At 54.4% G+C, this 18,942-nt stretch carries 12 protein-coding genes; 9 read left to right on the forward strand and 3 right to left on the reverse strand.

Annotated features, from left to right (window positions below; translation table 11 throughout):
* Nucleotides 1-50: 50 nt before the first annotated feature.
* The 8 genes from C5Y83_RS22350 (at nucleotide 51) to C5Y83_RS22385 (ending at nucleotide 12,665) form a co-directional block, all read left to right on the forward strand.
* Nucleotides 51-2,306 carry a HEAT repeat domain-containing protein gene (locus C5Y83_RS22350; RefSeq protein ID WP_105332023.1) on the forward strand — a complete coding sequence of 752 codons (2,256 nt, stop codon included), beginning with the start codon at nucleotides 51-53 and terminating at the stop codon, nucleotides 2,304-2,306.
* A gap of 109 nt (nucleotides 2,307-2,415) precedes the next feature.
* A complete protein-coding gene (locus tag C5Y83_RS22355) occupies nucleotides 2,416-4,626 on the forward strand; it encodes a 3-hydroxyacyl-CoA dehydrogenase NAD-binding domain-containing protein (RefSeq protein ID WP_233207324.1) in 2,211 nt (736 codons plus the stop codon).
* A gap of 74 nt (nucleotides 4,627-4,700) precedes the next feature.
* Nucleotides 4,701-5,861 carry an acetyl-CoA C-acyltransferase FadA gene (gene fadA, locus C5Y83_RS22360; protein WP_105332024.1) on the forward strand — a complete coding sequence of 387 codons (1,161 nt, stop codon included), beginning with the start codon at nucleotides 4,701-4,703 and terminating at the stop codon, nucleotides 5,859-5,861.
* 17 nt (nucleotides 5,862-5,878) lie between these two features.
* On the forward strand, nucleotides 5,879-7,582 hold the full coding sequence (locus C5Y83_RS22365; protein ID WP_105332025.1) for an AMP-dependent synthetase/ligase: 1,704 nt from the start codon (nucleotides 5,879-5,881) through the stop codon (nucleotides 7,580-7,582).
* Nucleotides 7,583-7,736: 154 nt separating this feature from the next.
* Nucleotides 7,737-9,671 carry an acyl-CoA dehydrogenase family protein gene (locus C5Y83_RS22370; protein WP_105332026.1) on the forward strand — a complete coding sequence of 645 codons (1,935 nt, stop codon included), beginning with the start codon at nucleotides 7,737-7,739 and terminating at the stop codon, nucleotides 9,669-9,671.
* A 35-nt stretch (nucleotides 9,672-9,706) separates the two neighbouring features.
* The gene (gene ispD, locus C5Y83_RS22375) at nucleotides 9,707-10,393 is read left to right on the forward strand and encodes a 2-C-methyl-D-erythritol 4-phosphate cytidylyltransferase (RefSeq protein ID WP_105332027.1); all 687 of its coding nucleotides are present in this window, start codon (nucleotides 9,707-9,709) and stop codon (nucleotides 10,391-10,393) included.
* 105 nt (nucleotides 10,394-10,498) lie between these two features.
* Nucleotides 10,499-11,791, forward strand: coding sequence for a tyrosine--tRNA ligase (gene tyrS, locus C5Y83_RS22380; protein WP_105332028.1), 1,293 nt, complete (start codon nucleotides 10,499-10,501; stop codon nucleotides 11,789-11,791).
* Between the two features lie 115 nt (nucleotides 11,792-11,906).
* The gene (locus C5Y83_RS22385) at nucleotides 11,907-12,665 is read left to right on the forward strand and encodes a hypothetical protein (RefSeq protein ID WP_146117878.1); all 759 of its coding nucleotides are present in this window, start codon (nucleotides 11,907-11,909) and stop codon (nucleotides 12,663-12,665) included.
* Here C5Y83_RS22385 and C5Y83_RS22390 read toward each other — a convergent pair.
* The 3 genes from C5Y83_RS22390 to C5Y83_RS22400 all read right to left on the reverse strand — a co-directional run bounded on the left by C5Y83_RS22390 (nucleotide 12,614) and on the right by C5Y83_RS22400 (nucleotide 16,543).
* Entirely contained in the window at nucleotides 12,614-12,985 is a 372-nt protein-coding gene (locus C5Y83_RS22390; RefSeq protein WP_105332030.1) for a DNA polymerase ligase N-terminal domain-containing protein, read from the reverse strand. The genes C5Y83_RS22385 and C5Y83_RS22390 overlap by 52 nt on opposite strands.
* Before the next feature lie 4 nt (nucleotides 12,986-12,989).
* Nucleotides 12,990-15,521, reverse strand: coding sequence for a DUF11 domain-containing protein (locus C5Y83_RS22395; protein WP_105332031.1), 2,532 nt, complete (start codon nucleotides 15,519-15,521; stop codon nucleotides 12,990-12,992).
* A gap of 200 nt (nucleotides 15,522-15,721) precedes the next feature.
* Complete coding sequence (locus C5Y83_RS22400) at nucleotides 15,722-16,543, reverse strand: hypothetical protein (RefSeq protein ID WP_146117879.1); 822 nt, start codon at nucleotides 16,541-16,543, stop codon at nucleotides 15,722-15,724.
* Between the two features lie 420 nt (nucleotides 16,544-16,963).
* Here C5Y83_RS22400 and C5Y83_RS22405 point away from each other — a divergent pair, with 420 nt between their 5' ends.
* Complete coding sequence (locus C5Y83_RS22405) at nucleotides 16,964-18,853, forward strand: hypothetical protein (RefSeq protein ID WP_105332033.1); 1,890 nt, start codon at nucleotides 16,964-16,966, stop codon at nucleotides 18,851-18,853.
* The last annotated feature ends 89 nt before the right edge of the window (nucleotides 18,854-18,942 follow it).

Genomic DNA, 18,942 nt, shown 5'->3' on the forward strand with positions numbered 1-18,942 from the left:
CAGCCGGAATGATCTTGTCTTAGCGGTCGCTGCCAGCTAAAAGCGACCGCATGTTGACTCATGATGCCCGCGTCCAATCTGCAACTGCGCTGCTAGCATGCCTCATCCTGCTCGTTGCAGGGACTGCAGGCTGCCGTACGGTCGTTGATGCGCCTCGGGAGCTCGCCGAGCTAACTAACACGGAATCATCGGATAGACAATCGCAAGCCGAGCCTGTATCCGTTGAGCGAGCTCCGGCAACTCAGCACGATATCAAATCGGCTGAAGAAGCCCTTTCTTCGACGGTCGTCCAGCACGAGCAGGACGCGATTCGCCCCAAACGAGTTGACTCGCGTGGCTGGTTTCTCGATAGCAGTGTGCCGCTATATCTGGCCTATCATCTAGGCAAGCCGCGTTGGCATCACCGAGCACTAGAGAACCTTCTTGACCAGCCCGTTTCCACCAACGATATCCTTGCCGCCGGTGCCCAATCGGAAGATTTAGAAATCAGGGCAACCGCACTGATTGGTCTGGCAAGGACCGGTGAAGTTGGCCAAGACGGTGAAATAGCACAGCTCATCCGCAACCCAAAGCTGAACGCCACCACGAAAGGCGCGTTGCTCGAAGCTATTGCCAATGTAGAGCTGGTCAATGAACTTTTCGAAGAGCGTGACAATCTGATCGAAAAGACCTCCGCGAAGGACAAGTTCTCCGAACGACAATTACGAGAACAGTTCTGGTTCGAGCTCGCTTCGACTGTTCCCAGTGTGCGTAGCGACGAACGTTTCACCAAGAATTTCCTCGATCACCCTCCGGAGACCCAGCAAACGATTCTCGACTTAATGCTCAGCGATACGACCTGCGGCGTTCCTGATAGTATCACAAACCGTTTCAACCACCTGACACCTGTTGTGATGCGACGAATTGATCTGTGGCATGGCTATTTGCGGACGGTAGCCCCGATTGATGTCTTGGCCGAATCCGTTCGCTCTGCTGACTTCACAACGCGGGAGAGCGCGACCATCGGGCTCGGCCGAGAGGGTTCTCGTTCTGCGGAAGCTTTACTTCTAAATATCTCTGAAAACGATGCCACACTCACGCAAGTCGCAGCGGTGATTGCCTGGGGATTGATGCCTCGTCATGAAGAATGGCCCCGCCTGGTTGAATCCAAATCGTGGCGTGTTCGCTTAGCAGCGGCCCAGTGGATTCCACTCACCTCCCGCAACTTGGCATCGGTCAAGAAGCTGGAAAAAGATTCCAGTCACCTTGTACGCCGGGCAATCCTGGACCGTACATCCACTCCTGCAGAACAACCTAGCGAGCGTAAACCGGCCGAACAGCCACATTTACCCAAACAAGAAAAGGTCGTACTGACATCGGACGAGGTCGTCGCCCTGCTCGACCAGATCGATCAGGCTGAACACGCTGCCGAACCGGCGGATCGTACTCAAGCTCGCCAACAATTGTTGCTTTCTCCGGCGAAAGTACTGGCCGCTGTCGATCAGGTTGCCAAACCACTTTCCAGCTACGAAAACAATTTCCTCTTCGACGTCCTCTTGCCTCAATGCGATCCATCTTTTCAGCGACTGCAGGAAGCAACGACCGGCAGTTCGCACATGACCATGATCGCACTTCGCGAGCTTCAACGCCGGAGCGAACAAGCTCCCCTGCCAGAGCTAGTAATCTGGCGTTTGGGCCAACATTGCGAAAGGTTCACCCCGCTCGACTGGCAATCGTTGATGGCGACGATCGAAAACGATAGTCGCCCCGCCACAGAGCCCCTTGTTCGGAGAGCCCTGGGACATGGAGATCCGATGGTTCGCGCTCGGGCTTGCGACCATGTCCGCCAGTTCCCACTGCCCGACGTTATCTCGCCGTTGGAAGACAGCCTGGAACATGAATCGACGGATGTTCGTGCTGCAGCGACAAAGGCCCTTGCTAAAATCGACGGCCCCAATCATCGCGAGACTTTCGTCAAACTTTTGCTCGATCGTGAGGTCGATGTTCAGTTGGCCGCCGCCAAAGCACTCGACGCGATCGACGACCAACGTGGCATTCAACACATCTATCGCATGACCTATGCATCTTCGCGTGATACGCGTTTAAAGGGAACGCATGCAATCACGGCGAGGGAAAACACCTCTGATATTCCAGAACTGATGCGTCTGCTGGACGATGAGACTTCCATCCGCTTGGCCGCAATTGAAGGTTTGTGCACAATTGTCCCGTTAGAAAGCAATCCTCCTCCCAAAAACGACGCCATGCCGGTGGATGCCCAATGTGCCGCGTGGAAAAACTGGTTCGACCGTCAGTCGCCGCAGCGGTAAACCCGATTCCGCTTGGTTCTGCCCTGCCCTCTCAACCTAGAATGGGGCAGCGCGTTATAATTCTTTTGGCAGGGAGCACCCCACATGTTACGCTCCCCAAACGAGTTACGTGGCACAAGCGATTATCCTTGAATCTGCCGCCCCGGACGAAATGGACGGAGACATGGCCCCGACCCCAAGCATCAAGCTCAGCTTCCCTGAAAAGGACATCGCCCAATTAACGTTCGATCTGCCGGACAAGGGCGCGAACATTCTCAGCCACCCAGTGATGGAGGAGCTTGCGAACCATCTCGACACGCTTTCCCAGCGAGACGACATTGTCGGCGTGATCCTCGATTCCGCGAAGCCCACGATCTTCATCGCAGGCGCTGATATCAATGAATTCGCCGCATCGATGGAAGTCGATACTAAGCGAACTTACGAAATGTCGCGTTGGGGCCAGAAACTTTTCGGCCGTTTGCACGAAAACAATTGGATCACCGTCGCCGCGATCAACGGCACCTGTGTCGGAGGTGGAACGGAGCTCGCCCTGGGCTGCGATCGGCGGATCGTCACGACGAACGAAAAGACTGAAGTTGGCCTACCTGAGGTGAAACTTGGAATCTATCCCGGATGGGGTGGTACGGTTCGCCTCTCGCGTCTGGTCGGTCTGGGCAATGCAGTCAAGATGATTACTTCCGGCGAAAGTGTCTCCCCGGAGAAAGCGCTCGAACTCGGTTTTGCCGACGATCTCGTCTCGCCGGACGCACTGTTGCCCGCGGCGATCAACCTCATTCGCGAGGAACAGGAAACGAAACAGTACCTTGCCGATCGGGAACAATGTTTGAAGCCAATCACGATCAGCGATACCGAACTCGGCTTTCTCGGAGCGACCGCTTCGGCATACATCCAACAGCAAACCAAGGGACAATATCCTGCTCCACTGGCAGCCCTCGAGACGCTTCTGGGTGGCGCGATGGTCGATGCCCAGCAGGCGTTGGAAATCGAAGCCCAGGGAATGGCCAATCTATTTGGCACGCCCGTCAACGCCGCACTGATCAACGTCTTTTTGCTGACCGATCGCAACAAGAAAGATAGCGGCGTTGAAGGGGACGGACCCAAACCACGCAAGCTTCAATCGGCCAGTGTGATCGGGGCAGGCATCATGGGCAGTGGGATTGCCGCGGCCAACTTAAAGCGAGGTCTTTCGGTTAAGCTGAATGACGCGAACCCTGAAGCTCTCGAACGTGGTTCAAAAGCGGTCTTGGACGAAGTCTCTTACGACAAGACAACCCGCAGCAAGAATGTCGAACGGGCGATTGAGTTCGCAGGGCATCTGCGAACCACCACCAACGGTGATGAACTTCTCGATACCGATATCATCATTGAAGCGGTCGTCGAGAATCTCGAACTTAAGCGGAAGATTTTCTCCTCCCTAGAAGAGAAGCTGCCAGAAGACACCATCCTGGCCAGCAACACGTCGACGCTGCCAATCACTAAATTGGCGGAAAATCTGAAACATCCCGAACGCTTCGTCGGTATTCACTTCTTCAATCCCGTGCGAATGATGAAGCTGGTCGAAGTGATTCGCGGCGAGAAAACCTCCGACGAAACAGCCGCAACGGCGGTTGCTTATGCCAAGGGGCTCGGCAAGTTCCCGATCGTGGTAAACGATGGACCTGGCTTCTTGGTCAACCGCTTGCTCTTTCCCTACATGAATGAAGCGACCCAACTGCTGCAAGATGGGGTCGACATGAAGCGAATCGATCGGATCGCCAAGAAGTTTGGCATGCCGATGGGGCCGATCGCGCTGTACGACATGGTTGGCATCGACACCTCGTTTTATGCCGGTCGAACGATGTACGACGCGTTCCCCTCCCGGACGCTTGTTTCCCCGATTTTGCCAGCTTTGATCAAACGAGAAATGCTCGGCAAAAAGAAGGGCGTCGGCTTCTTCAATTACCAAAACAAAAAAGGCAAACCTGAAGTCAACGCCGATACGGTCGAGTTGATTCAAAAGTATGTCGATGTCCCAGATCGCGAAATCACCGACGCGGAAATTGAGCATCGCTTGATCTTACCAATGCTGCTCGAAGCAACGCGGGCACTGACGGAGGGCGTGGTGCGTGATCCGCGCGATGTCGACCTTGGCTTGATCTTTGGCATCGGCTTCCCACCGTTCAAAGGTGGGCTGCTCTTCTGGGCGGACACGATTGGTGCGAAGGCATTGGTCGAATGGCTCAAGCCGTTGGAAGAACTGGGGCAACGGTTCGTTCCGACGGAGATGCTATTGGAAATGGCCAAACAGGACAGCAAGTTTTACGATCTCACTTCGGCCTAGTTTTCTTCGCGGCGATCTCCCTGCGAGATCAAGTGTGAAAACGAAGTCGAAGCCTCCATAGAGAAGGACTCACCATGAATCAGGCGGTAATCATTGACTGTGTGCGAACGCCCATCGGTCGAGCCCATCCTGAACGCGGCTACTACCGAGACGTGCGAAGCGACGACTTGGCGGTTCACTGCGTCGAAGCTTTGCTCAAGCGGACGGGAATCGATCCGGCCGAGATCGAAGACGTGCTGTTCGGCAATACGCAGCAAACGCTCGAGCAAGGTTTGAACGTGGCACGCATTATCGGTCTCACCTCGGGTGTTGCGGCCACAGCTGGCGGGACGACCATCAACCGGCTATGCGGAAGCAGCCTCCAAGCGGTCAACCAAGCCGCGCACAGCATCATCGCCGGGGGCGAAGATATTCAGATTGTCGGTGGCCTCGAGCACATGACCCACGTGCCGATGGATCATGCCCTTAATATCAACCCGAAGCTGTACCACCACACTTCGGAAGCCGCCCTTCACATGGGTATCACCGCGGAATTCCTCGCCCAAACGCAAGGAATTTCTAGGGAAGACCAAGACAAGTTCGCCCTGGCCAGTCATCAGAAGGCGAGCGCCGCATTCGACTCCGGGAAGTTCCAAAACGAAGTCGTTCCTACGCATGGCCGCGATGAAGATGGCGCGCGAAAGCTCCTTACTCGTGATCAGTGCGTTCGTGAGGATACCAGCCTCGAAGCACTCTCCGCGTTGAAGCCCGTGTTTATGCCAGATGGGGGAACGGTCACCGCAGGCAACGCTTCCCCCATCAACGATGGTGCCTGTGCCATGCTGATCATGTCGGAAGCTTCTGCTAAGCGGCTTGGCCTAAAACCTATGGCCAAAGTGGTCGCCACGGCTGTGGCTGGCGTTGATCCTTCGGTCATGGGAACAGGTCCGATCCCGGCAACCAAGAAAGCCCTCAAACGTGCGGGAATGACGATCGATCAGATGGATCTCGTCGAGCTCAATGAAGCATTCGCTTCCCAATCGTTAGCGTGCATTCGTGGGCTCGGCCTCGACGAAGAAAAGGTCAATGTCCACGGTGGTGCCATCGCGATCGGACACCCGCTGGGTTGCTCAGGGGCACGGATCAGCACGACCCTTTTGCACGCAATGAAGGACCGAAACGCCAAATTTGGCCTTGCTACGATGTGTATTGGTGTCGGACAAGGTATCGCTACGATTTTCGAGCGGATCGACTAAAAGCTCGGAGCTCTCGGATGGAAACGGGACAACGCCCCGACCTGCATGACTCAATTGCGGGTCTATTTGTCGAACGAGTCGAAGCGAGCCTCGGCGAGGTCGCACTCTGGACGCGGCCCTCTACGGAGGACGCCCACTTTCAAGCGACTACCTGGGAAGAATTGCTGCGAGAAGTCTGGCATTCGGTCGTTGTACTCGAGCAAGTCGGTGTAAGACCAACAAATCGCGTTGCTCACTATGCTGAGAATTCCCAAAATTGGATCGTCGTCGACTTGGCTCTCCACTTACTCGGTGCCTGGCATGTACCGATCGGGCTACATGGTTCGCAGGAGTTGCAAGACGCGATCCATAACCATTGCCAGCCAGACTTCTCGATCTATGCAGAAGAACATCAACATAATTCTCAGCGTTGGATGATTCACTCGGGCGATACTAGCCAAGAGGCCCCCGGTCTGGCATTGGACGATCTCATTGCTCAGATTCCGGCAGCGTCAACTAACGACATGTTGGCAAACTTGCGTCAACGATGGCAGCAACTTGATCCTGATTCCGTCTGCTCACTCGTCTACACTTCGGGTACGACGGGCGGACCGAAGGGTGTGATGATCACGCATCGGAACTTGGCGTCCAATGCGATGGCCTTAGTTAAAACATATGAGGAAAAGCCTGCCGATCGTCGTCTTTCGTTTCTACCGTTCAGTCATTTGTTCGCCAGAACCTGCGATGTGTATACCTGGATCGCGCGCGGATCACAGCTGGCTCTCGCTGCTTCCCGCGAGACAATCCTAGCCGATTGCCAAGCGATCCAACCGACACTGATCAACGGTGTCCCGTACTTCTACCAAAAGGTGGTCGAAGGATTACAGCGAAATGGAAAGCTGCAATCGCCTGGCTCGCTTAAGTCAGCGCTCGGCGGCGCAATCCGCATGTGCACCAGTGGCGGTGCTCCTCTTCCCCAATTCGTGATCGAAGCGTTCGAGCGACAGCGAATTCTCCTTTGTGAAGGGTATGGCTTAACGGAAACCTCACCTGTCATCACTGTTTCGACCGAGGAAGCCAATCGCCCAGGCAGCGTGGGCAAGCCACTCCCCGGTGTCGAAATTCGTACCACCCAAGCCGGCGAGATTGAAACGCGTGGACCGCATGTGATGGCGGGCTATTATCAGGATGACGAAGCCACGCGGCAAATCATGGACGATGGTTGGCTACGTACCGGCGATCTGGGCCTGATCGATCATGATGGATTCCTGTGGATCACAGGACGCAAGAAGGAGATTCTCGTTCTCTCAACCGGACGCAATGTAAGCCCAGGCGCGCTCGAGGTCGCGATTAGCAGCCACCCCCTGGTCGCCCAGGTTGTGGTTTGCGGCGAAGGGCGAAAATGCCTGTCTGCTTTGATGGTTCCTGATCCCGATGAACTTCGTCGCCGAATCCAAGAGTCCAAACTGTGGGTATTTTCCAAGCAGCAAGCCCTGAGACACCCGACCGTGCGGCAATGGTTTCGTGAAGCACTCGAGTGTCAATTAGCCAATCGAGCCGACTACGAACAAGTCGGGCCGTTTACGATTCTCGGGCAAAGTTTCACGCCCGATAGCGGCGAAATGACGGCCAAACTGAGCCTTCGCCGCGACGCGATACTGAAAAATTACCACGACACAATCGAGCAAATGTACCGTGGCAAGGAAGTGTCGTCGTCGTGGTGGCGATCTCTGATGCCGTAAACTTAATTAGCGAATTAAGTTATCGCAAAATGCCACTTTCCACATAGGGGCCGAAGTGGAATAGTAAGGTAGAATTCAGTTGCCTGGAAGCATCGCTAATGGGGGCATGTATCTCATTAAGCAACCTTTTCACCCCCTGGCAGGAGCAGCAACGATGAGAAGTGACACATCAGATCAGATTCCCTCGGAAAACAAGCCCGAGGAGCAAAAGGAAACGTCCTTCGCTGAAACCGCGCTAACACTCGGCGGTAAAAGTGCCGATGAAGCACGCCGCACCGGGGCGATCGACACGGCTGACGATCAAGTCGAAAAGTTGTTTCAGCCGCAATATCAGACAGCCAACAGCCCGGCGCATCGCGCGGTCTGGGATCGTGGTATCCCGGTCGAATTGTTCGAGTCGGCTCCCCAGAGTACACCGCCCGAAATTCGTCAGGTGATGGACGATAGCCTCGAAGTCGTTCGTGGATTCAAAAAAGATAAAGCAGTCACCGACGACAAGGGGAAGATTCGTGACGAAGTCTTAAACTCCCTGGGAGAAACCGGCTATTGGGGGCTGCTTGTCGACAAAAAGTATGGTGGCAGCGGCACGCCGTTTCGGTCGTTCGCTCCATTCCTCACCGAAATGGCGATGGTTGACCCGACCCTAGCCGGTCTTGCTTCCGTCCACGGCTGTATCGGTGCGGTCGACCCTGTGAGCACGTTCGGCAACGACGAGCAAAAAGAACGTTACCTACCGAAGCTCGCCAGTGGCGAACGACTCTCGGCATTTGCCTTAACCGAGCCATGTGCTGGCTCCGACCTCACGGCGTTACGGACCACAGCGAAGCTTGATGGCGACCACTACGTCCTCAATGGGGAAAAGTTGTTCATCACCAACGTTGTGCCCGGTAGGACGATCGGTGTGGTCTGCTTGATCGACGAGGTGCCTGCGGTTCTCGTCGTCGATTTGCCTCCGGAGGAAAACGAAAACTTCCAGCTTCGTAAATACGGAATCTGGGCCCTAAAGCATACCTATAACCAGGGCATCATCTTTAACAACCTCCGTGTGCCGAAAGAAAACCTTTTAAATCCTGGCAAGGGAACCGGGCTCACAATTGCCTATCACGGTTTGAACTTGGGCCGAATCAGCCTTTGCGCCAACGCAGCCGGAACGATGCGGTTGATGATGGCGAGTATGATTCCTTGGGTTCACTTCCGTGAAACGTACGGCGAACCAATCTCGAAGCGAGAACTGGTGCAACGTCGCCTGGGCAAACTTGCCGGAATGATTGTGGCGTCCGATGCGCTCGTGGCATGGTGCTCGACCTTAATCGATGCTGGATATCGCGGCGAAATGGAGTGTATTATCGCGAAGATCTTTGGCAGTGAATCACAGAAGACTGCTGCGATCGAGTTGTTCATGAAGACGCACGGCGGCCGTTCGTTCCTGCATGGGCACATGTTTGGCGACAACGTGCACGAGTACCTCGCCCCTTGCATCTACGAAGGCGAAGGAGAAATGCTCGGCATGGCGTTCTTCAAATCGCTGGTGAAGAAGCACGGCACACAGTTCTTCGAACCAATCGGCAAAGCCCTGCACGCTGCTGGGATCAAAAAACCGAATCCTCTGAATCCAGCTCATGCCTGGGCTCTCAAGGGAGCCTTGGCACCATACGCTGGCTGGATGATGAAGGAGTACATGGGTGGCAAGCCAAGTCCCAAGCTGCCGCAAATGCCGGACGACTTGAAAGCGCATGCCCAGTGGGCGGCCGATCAGTTGCAGGACATGCCATTGAAGATCTCCGGCACGATGCGAAAGCACCAGTTGAAGTTGGCCGATCGGCAATGCCGCATGTCGTATCTCTCGCAAAATGTGCAGGACATGATGACAATCCTCTGCACCGCGTTGTATGCAGCCAAGCAAGACAACGAAACGATTCGGGCCGCAGCCGATATTGCTTGTCGTGATCTGAAACGAGGCATTTTGTTAACGCGGCCAAGCGACCGCTACTTCCGACGCGTCACCGAGGTGGGCGGCATGGTCGCCGCAGGAAACTTCCCAGGCGTCGGCGTGCCTCCCGACGAAATCATGATGCGGTATGATAAGTAACCGATAGTTACTTATTCACCTGAAAGGCCGCGTCGTTGATCCAATTTAGCGTCATCCTGCCAGCCGCCGGACGCAGCACGCGTTTCGGCGGCGGAGAACTGAAGAAAGTTTTCGTAGAACTGCTCGGTCAGCCTGTCTGGCTACATAGTGCGAGACGATTTGCGGCCCGACCTGATGTTAAAGAAGTCGTCGTCGTGATCTCTGCTGACGACGAGGCATACTTTCGCGAACAGTTTGGTGACGTCTGCCATGATGACGGGATTCGCTTTGTCCTTGGCGGCGAGACACGCACCGATTCGATCGCGAATGGAATCGACGCGCTCCAGCAGCCTGGTGACTTCATCGCGATTCATGATGCGGCTCGACCAGGAATCGACGATGCAATGATCGACGATGTCTTTAATGCCGCAGCAGCGAGTGGAGCCGCGATTTTGGCCTTGCCTGTCCCGGGCACTCTGAAGCGAAGTACCGAGGATGGAACCATTCAGGCAACGGTCCCGCGCGATGGGATTTGGGAAGCTCAAACCCCCCAGGTGTTTCGCCGCTCCGTCATTCTCGACGCTTACAAGAAATTCCGAAATGAGCCTGCCACGGATGACGCCAGCTTGGTGGAACGGTTGGGACATCCCATTCATTTGGTGAGGGGCTCGCTTCGAAATCTGAAGATCACGACGAAAGAGGACCTGGAAATCGCCGAGCGTCTGCTTTCTGCAGGGAGTTGAACTCCAGCGTCTGCTTTCGTGTCGTCCCGTAGTGACCTGGGGCGTTTTGCCTTAAAATGCCCGTTTCTCAAGACAAAAACCTTTATTGGCGGCAATCTTCGGCTGATGAAAGATATCTACGCAGAACTGTCCTGGCGCGGTCTGATCAACCAAACCACTGGCGACGATAAGTTCGCCTCCTGGCTAAATGAACAGCCGCGAACCGTTTATGCCGGGTTCGATCCGACGGCCGAAAGTCTGCATGTCGGTCATATGTTGCCGTTGATGCTGCTACGTCGCTTTCAAGCGGCTGGGCACAAACCGATCGCACTGGTTGGTGGTGCCACCGGTATGATCGGCGACCCAAGCGGCAAGAGCGCCGAACGAAATCTGCTTTCGGTCGAACAACTTAGAGCCAACGTCGACGCCATCAAAATTCAGATGGGGAACTTTCTGGACTTCGATGAAGCTGGCAGTGGCGCCGTATTGGTCAACAATTTTGACTGGATGCAAAGCTTCAGCTACCTCGACTTCCTGCGAGACATCGGCAAGAACTTTCCGGTCAACGTAATGATGGCCAAGGACTCGGTCAAAGGTCGGCTGGAGCGAGACGACGCTGGCCTGAGCTACACCGAATTCAGCTATATGCTGCTTCAGGCGTACGACTTTGTGCACTTGTTCGACAAGCATGGCTGCCAGCTGCAAATCGGTGGTAGCGATCAGTGGGGCAACATCACGGCCGGGATCGATCTAGGCCGAAGGATGCGTTCCGCCCAATTGCAGGGCATGACCTGTCCGCTGCTGACCAAGAGCGACGGTACCAAAATGGGTAAAACCGAATCAGGTGCTGTCTGGTTATCAGCCGACCGGACCAGCCCCTACGCGTTCTACCAATATTGGATCAACGTGGCTGACGAAGACGCGGGAAAGTGCCTACGTTTCTTAACGGAATTGGAGCGGGAAGAGATCGAATCGCTCGACAAATCCCGGGAAGAAGAACCGCACAAACGGCAAAGCCAAAAGCGACTGGCCGAGTCACTGACTGAGCTGGTTCACGGAGCCGAAGGCCTCAACAGCGCCGAACGCGCCACGCAGATTTTCTTTGGTGGCGAGATCGATAACCTGAACGATAGTCAGTTGTTAGAGATCTTCGCAGATGTCCCTAGCCAGGAACTGGGACGTGATCGACTAACGGGTGACACAGGATTGAATGTCATTGATGCGTTGGTCGAAGCGGGCCTCTGTAAGAGCAAGGGAGAAGCCCGTCGTGTAATCTCACAAGGCGGTGCCTACGTCAACAATCGCCGCGTCGACGATACCGATACGTCGCTCGGCACCGATCATCTTGCCAGCGAGACCGTCATGGTTCTGCGAAGTGGTAAGAAGAAATATGCCTTGCTACGGTTTACCGGTAAGTAGCGGAATCGTGCTAGCGAGCCCTGATTCAAATTGACGCCTGGCGGGCAAACTCCTACGATTCCCCCAGGCGTATTAGTTTTGGGGCGAGGCGGGTTCCCTCACGGTTAGGTCTGCGGTGGCGCGAAAAAAGACGTTCATAGCGGTGTTTTGTCTGGCGGTCGCCCTGATTGCGGTGGTGACCGGAGCGGTCTACAACGCCACGCAACAGGCTCCCCAGTTCTATACCGAGGCCCTCGAATTCGAACCGGTGGACGCCAGCGAAACGGGCGAGATCCTGGAAGAACAGGTCTTTGCCTTCTCAAACCAGGTGAAGAAGCCACGACGCTGGTCGCTTCATCTGACCGATCGTCAAATTAACGGCTGGCTGGCTTCCGATCTCAAAGAAAAGTTCCCTGGCATTCTTCCTGAAACGATCGAAGAACCTCGTGTCGCTGTGCAGGGCAAAACGCTGCTGGTCGGCTGCAAGTACAAAGGCCAATCGCTGAATTCGATCTTGGCTGTTTCGCTCGACTGTTTTCTGGTCGAGGGACAACCGAATGTAGTCGGCATCCAACTGCATAACGTTACGGCAGGATCGCTCCCGATTCCGATCGGCAAGCTGATCGACGAAATCAACACGTACGCCGATAAGGCAGATCTTCCTCTTCGCTGGCAACAACGTGACGGCGATCCGGTTGCCTTAATAACCATTCCTAGCGAAGGACCAGAAATCGAAGGCGAAATCCGCATCGATGCTTTGGAACTTAAGGATGGCGAGATTCTTCTTTCGGGCGAAACATTGAAGACCGAAGAGGAGAAACAGAAGGAAGCCATGAAGGCATCTCAATCGGAAGTCGCCGAATCGGAGCTGGCACCTGCCGTCGAGTCTCCTTGAATCTCAAGCCTCAGCAGACCAAGAAGTTGCTTACCTGAAAGCTCGATTTCTATCTGGTTTGCGGTTCTTCGCTTCCACACAAACGTTCCTGATTCGACTTGCATGACTTCCCCGCGGTTATTCGACACCGGGCCTTCGTAGTCGAGATAGGCACGGCGATGATCGAAATCGGGGATTGCTTCGACCGTGGCTTTCAAGTCAGGCAACTGCCACAAGGTAAAAGTCTTCAGAACATCCCCCTCTTCCAACATCAGATCGTAATGATCTGGCTTGGTGGCCTGAAGGGGAGTTCGGTGATGCAGGATAACGAAGCGAAGCATACCGTTAGTATACGGTTGTGTCGGCTTCGCCTGATACACCTTGTGGCAAACGCTTGGTTTGCACGTCTGCCCTAATGACCTTTCTGCCTGCAGTCGACATCTGCACTTCAAGATTGAAGCGAATGACCTCGCCTGGCTTCACGTACTGGATCGGTTGGACCTGTACCGTAAGTCGATCGGCCGACAACCGTGGTTGCTGCGTGATCGGTCCAGTGAGGTTGGTCAGGTTCATACCTTCCGAAAGATGCAGAGTGACCTGCAGATTCTCGTCGTCGACATTTCGATTGTTCTTAATCGCCAATACGTATTTAACAGTACTTCCCGTACGAACCCCATCACTTAGATCGGTCAGGGAGACTTCAAGATCACCAGTAACCTGAGCATTTCCTTGGCCGCCAGGGCTACCTTGTCCACTTGGAGTGCCCTGTCCGACTGTTGGCGGTGGCTCGGGTGCTGGCGTCATCGGAGCGACGATCTCCAAACACTTCTCAGCCTCACGTGTGATTCCTTCATCACAGGTTGCTCGGACGATATTACATGCTCGCGGAACAGGACGACTGGCGGAACATTGGACCTCTAAGATCGCTTCCTGGTTAGGAAGAATCCGTGGGAAGGACCAGATCACTCGATTTTGTTCGTCGATCGCCGGATCGGTACGACCCAAGATTTGGAACTCGGGATCAATCGATTCCTCGACACGCACATTGGTTAGCGGAGATGGACCGTTATTATAGAGCCTCGCTCGGAACAGAACCGTTTGTCCAACGACTTCACGTTCCACCGAACGCAGTTCCAGCGTAAACGTCGGCTCCGGTGGGGGTGGCGAAACGGTCACCCACGCGGTCTTCGACTTCCCTGCGACACCTTGAGCGGAAACGGTCAGTGTGTGATGGAAGCGACCCGGAACTTGCGTCTGCAGTTCTAGCTGAATCGTACGTTCCTGACCAATCGCCAGACTTCCGAGCTGATCGTTTATGATGCGACCATTCTCTGCCATTGGATGGCTCAAACCATTATCAAACACATCTTCAAGTCGCAAGCCGACTAACGGTTGATCGCCCGTATTGCGGACGGTGATGTTGTAAACAACCGGCTCTCCCACGATGACCGTTTCGGGACCTTCCATGAAGAGTTGAATCGCATCGACGTTAATCTGCGTCTCGACACAATCCTCGCTTCGCAGTCCCGCTGCGGCGGTGGCAACCGCACAGTTGCGAATCACGCCCGATTGCTGCACACGCGTCGTAATCGAAATCTGGCGGAAACCACGAGCTTCGAGATCACCGATGGTCCAAACAAGTTGATTACCAATTTGCTGTGCTGCCGGGACGCTGCTTTCATATTGCAATCCGGCCGGCAAGGCGCAACTCACTTCCGTATTGCGAGCAGCAACGTCGCCGCCATTTTGGACGTTGATATTATAAACCGCTTGGGCGCCGTACTCGGCGACCTGGGGACCGGTCATATCGACGGCCAACTGCGGAGCACTCCAAGTGACGGTAGTCACTCCAGAACCCAACGTCAGGTTTTCGGCGTTGCTTTGTGGATCGAGGTTGGGCTGTATGATCGTTACACGAATCTGGGCAGTGCCCGCTTGTTGGGTCAGTGGAACCAATTCGACGGTCGCGAAACCGTTGGAATCGGTTCGCGTTTTAATGCCCGCTCCTTGTTCGGCCGGTTGACCGTTGACCAGGAACGCCGATGCAGGGCCGTCCAAGATTTCGTACTGCACTTCCCAGTCCGAGACCGGCTGCCGGTTGGTTTGCCGCAAGACGGTGGTCGAAAGTACCGCTTTGTCACCGGCGGGAACAACTGTTGAGTTGGGGAACTGCCACTGGGCATCAACCCAATAAATGGTCGCCGTCTGCTGGCGAGCTGGCCAATTTTCGAACGTCGGTGCCAATGCAGTGACGCGACTCACGCCGGGCGAAGCCGAACTGACCGACATCCAGGTTTGTCCGCGCAGCACGCGCACGTCGTCGCCGGGAAGTTCGGTGCCACGGTCGATGGTTTTATCGCACAATAATGTGCTGCTAGTCGCAAAGTCGGGACCTTGGACGCCGTAATCTCGGTTCGACACGAGATCGAAGTAGTTATAGTCTTTGCCAACCTCGGTGATGTAACCAACGCTCTCTCGCGAGAGAATCCAATTCACCGGTCGCCCTGCTTCATGCAAATGACGTTTACGATTCAAACCGGCAACAAGAACGACTTCCGTTCCGACCGGAGCAACCACGCGTGACGGAGAAAGCTGTAATGCCTGAGGATCCGCTACATCCTTCGGAGGTTCCGGTAGCGGCGTCAGCGGCGTGACACCAGGTGCCGGACAAGGTGAGAGCGGCGGAGGCTGTTGGAATGCTGGCTGTTGATTGAAACAACCGAGATTGCATTCCACTGGCTCGGCATCGCGGGCAAAGATATGTCGTCCCGTTGGATCAATTCGGGGCACACGCAACGGAGCGCAGCCTGATCCAACGAACGCAATCCATAGCGTCGAAAGGAGCAATAATCGCTTCGTGCTTGATGACCACCGCATGGCTGATTCCGTACCTCGGGCGTAGTTTCCATGTCATAGCTTGCCCAGACTGACAAGCCATGCAAAGTTAGCACGCGGTTAGGCAACATGCGGCATTTTTTCAACGTGCGGTGTTGAAAAAAAACAACGCGACCCGTGCGCTTAGATAAATCACACGGGTCGCGTTGATAAATCAGATTGTAGGGGCAATGCCCCAGCGTCTAGCGGTTACGAGCGAAGATACCCGTGGCATACCACACGCCGTTTCGACCACGCTTCATGTCGTAGCCGTAGTAGACGTTGTTAGAACTGACGGCCGACCAGTGCCCTGACGAATGTCGCCAACTGCGGACACATTCGATCGCGGCGTCTTCCAAACGTTGGCCTGGCCAGCTCTCAGCACAGACTTCGGTTGGCAATAGATTGCCAGGCAACTGGGCTTTGATTTGGTGGAACCGTGATTCCCACTGATGATGCCCTTGCAGTTGCATGCTGGCCTGGTTGCGACTGTGACGAAACGTCTCGAGTGCTAGCAGGCGACGGAAGATCCCCTTCGTGCTCGCAGGCTTTTCAGGGTGCATCCGCACCGCGTAGATCAGCGTTCGTTGCGTCAGCGAACCAGGAGGCAATGTCAGAATGACTTGCATCTGGTCAACGGTGCGTCCTTGCGAACCTCGCAGATTGAATTGGCTGACAACTTGCCCGTATTCGGAAGGATCATTGTTGGTGTAATCGACGATCGCGATACCCGCACTACCGTACATGTATCCAAATGCAGCGTGATTCAAGATTCGTGTCGGCTTCTCCTTGATCGTCACATTGGCATCGACCGAGAGCTTGGCCAAGGTGTAATTGCTTAGCAACGATTGGATGCTTCGGTTTGTCAGCACCTCGTCTTCGAAACGAGAAGCAACTTGCGAATCATCGTAGAAGTAGATCACCAACATCTTCTTGTCGGCGGTCGCGGCTTTCACGGCACTCGAGTAGTTATCGTGCCATGTGAGCTCCGAGGTTTCTGCTTTTGCGACGCTTGTCCAACTCATGAGCAATATGAGATTGGCTAACAAGCAAAGTTTGCGAAAGGAGATGATCATGGGGGCTATGAACGCTTCAAGGAATGGAAGGGGTAGGTAACGTTTCCGGCATTTATGCAGGAGAAACGGAATTTACCGGTCAAAACAATTACGTAAGCCTAAAACTGGCGGTTGTAGCAGTCAATCTACTAATAGTGGACGGATGGCAGATCTCCCTCATTTTCCTGCGATCTTTGCCGCACGACGCAGATAGGCAACCTGCGAAGTATAGAGAAGGGGAAATATCTTGGATATTGTCAGGGATTTGGGCGACTTTCCTACGAATGATGGCAATGAAAGCTTCACGAGATCGCCTAATCGGTATATCTTGTGTGCTGCCCAATCCCTCACAGACCGTAAATTGCCCCTCCACCACGGATGAGGAACATCATGAATCGGAATCTACGGCGTACGGCGGCGCACTCTTTTCTCGCATCTCTTTCGGGATTACTGATCCTAACTGGGTTCGTTTCGGCTCAAACCCCTAGCCCAGCGGAAGACTTGTCACCAATCGTGGAGGACGCCAAGTCGAACTTCCAACCGGTGACCGACGCGGAAGTCGCCTCGGCCAAACAAAAGCTTGAAGCGAAGCTCTCGCAACTTCAAAGTCTGCTTTCCAATGGAACAGACGAGAACAAGCAAGCCTGGGAGCAGTATCTGCGTTGGGATGACCTTCAAACGCAACTTGCTGCCAATCAGCCTGACCTGCGAACCTTAGAAGAAATCTACTTGAAGTATCGAGGTTCGTATGCGGGACTTGACAAAAGGCAGCTAGTCGAGGCTCGACGCGCCTTGCGGCACTACATCAATTTGGCCTACTTCCTCCAAGTCGATCAGTACAAGCAGCAGTTCGATATTCAGCTGAAAACCCTGGCAGATGCGATCAAACGTTACTCCGATTCTTCGGCTGACGCCGACAGCAAAACCATTGGGGCGATTCTCGGATGGCTCGAACAAGGCAATCAAGTTCCGAAATTGGTTTCTTCCATTCGTAAAGAATTTAATCACCCGAATCTTTATGCCTCGGTTTCCCGCGAATTCCTCGCTGCAGGTATCAGCCGCAAAGTGGATCAGGTCAATCCCGTTCACGAAATCATCCTGGGCACGAATGTCACCGGCACCGCCCATTTGGTCGGAGATGTCGATGTCAATCTCCTACCCAGCAAAGACAGCGCGCTGATTGAACTGCAATTAAAAGGGGATGTCACGTCGAACAACGTCGGTGTTAATGGACCGGCAACGATCTATTCGACAGGCTTTAGCCAGATTGTCGCCAGCAAGGTGCTTGAGTTCACGAAGGATGGTTTGCTGGGCAAGCCAACTTCGGCCGATGCGACAACTTCGACGACGTTCAACGCGATCTGCGCGAAGATGAAATTGATCCAAAAGATCGCCACTAAACGTGCTTATCAACAAAAAGGTCAAGCAGAAGCAATCGCTTCAGATCGTACCGAATTTCGAATCGAACAGCGATTCGACGACGAGTCAAAAGATCTGATTGCCGACGCAAATACCCGTTTGACGGAGAAACTGTTCCGCCCTCTCAAGGGTCGTGACGAGTTCCCTGACACGCTCAATATTTCTTCGACCCAAGATGAAGTGAATGTCGAAGTGCTACATGCCAGCCAGTCGCAACTAGCTGCCCCCGGCACCGCTCCTGAATCGAGTGATGACGGAGCCGATGTAACGCTCAAGGTTCACGAGTCGATCGTTAACAACTACGGCGAAACATTCCTGGCCGGCGTTGTCCTCACCGACGAAAAATTGGTCGACCTATTGAAGCAACGCAACGCCGAGATCCCTGAAGAATTAGAGATCACTCCAGATTCCGATCCTTGGTCGATCACGTTCGACTACAAGAGCCCGATCCAGGTGATCTTCGACAACGACACCGTCAAAATCGGCATTCGCGGTCGTCAGTTCACGCGTGGGAATACGGAGGTGAATCGTACCATCTCGATCAGCGCGGACTACAAGATCGAAAAGGGAGAAGCAGGTACACTTCTCACCCGTACCGGTGAAGTGGTCGTCGATTTCCCCACACAAGAACGTCTTGGTCCATTAGACCTGACAGCAAAAACCTTCCTCCGCAAGAAGTTTGAAGCGGTCTTCAAGCAAGAGATCGTCGGCGAAGGGATCAAGATGGAAGGGGAATGGGAAAAGGCTGGTATCCTGCGAATCTCTTCTCTATCCGTTACACCTGGTTGGTTTGTGGGAAGCTGGAAACTGGAAGCTCCAGCCGAAGCCGCTGCGACCGAGGTGACTTCTGTGGTAGAATAAGCCACGTCGCAAGTTTTCAGTGTCCAGTCCGAAATGCCGCTTCGTCATGGTCTTGGCGAAGTAGGCAAGATGTCGCTGAATGGCCGAGT

This window comes from Blastopirellula marina (assembly GCF_002967765.1).
GTDB classification, from domain to species: domain Bacteria; phylum Planctomycetota; class Planctomycetia; order Pirellulales; family Pirellulaceae; genus Bremerella; species Bremerella marina_A.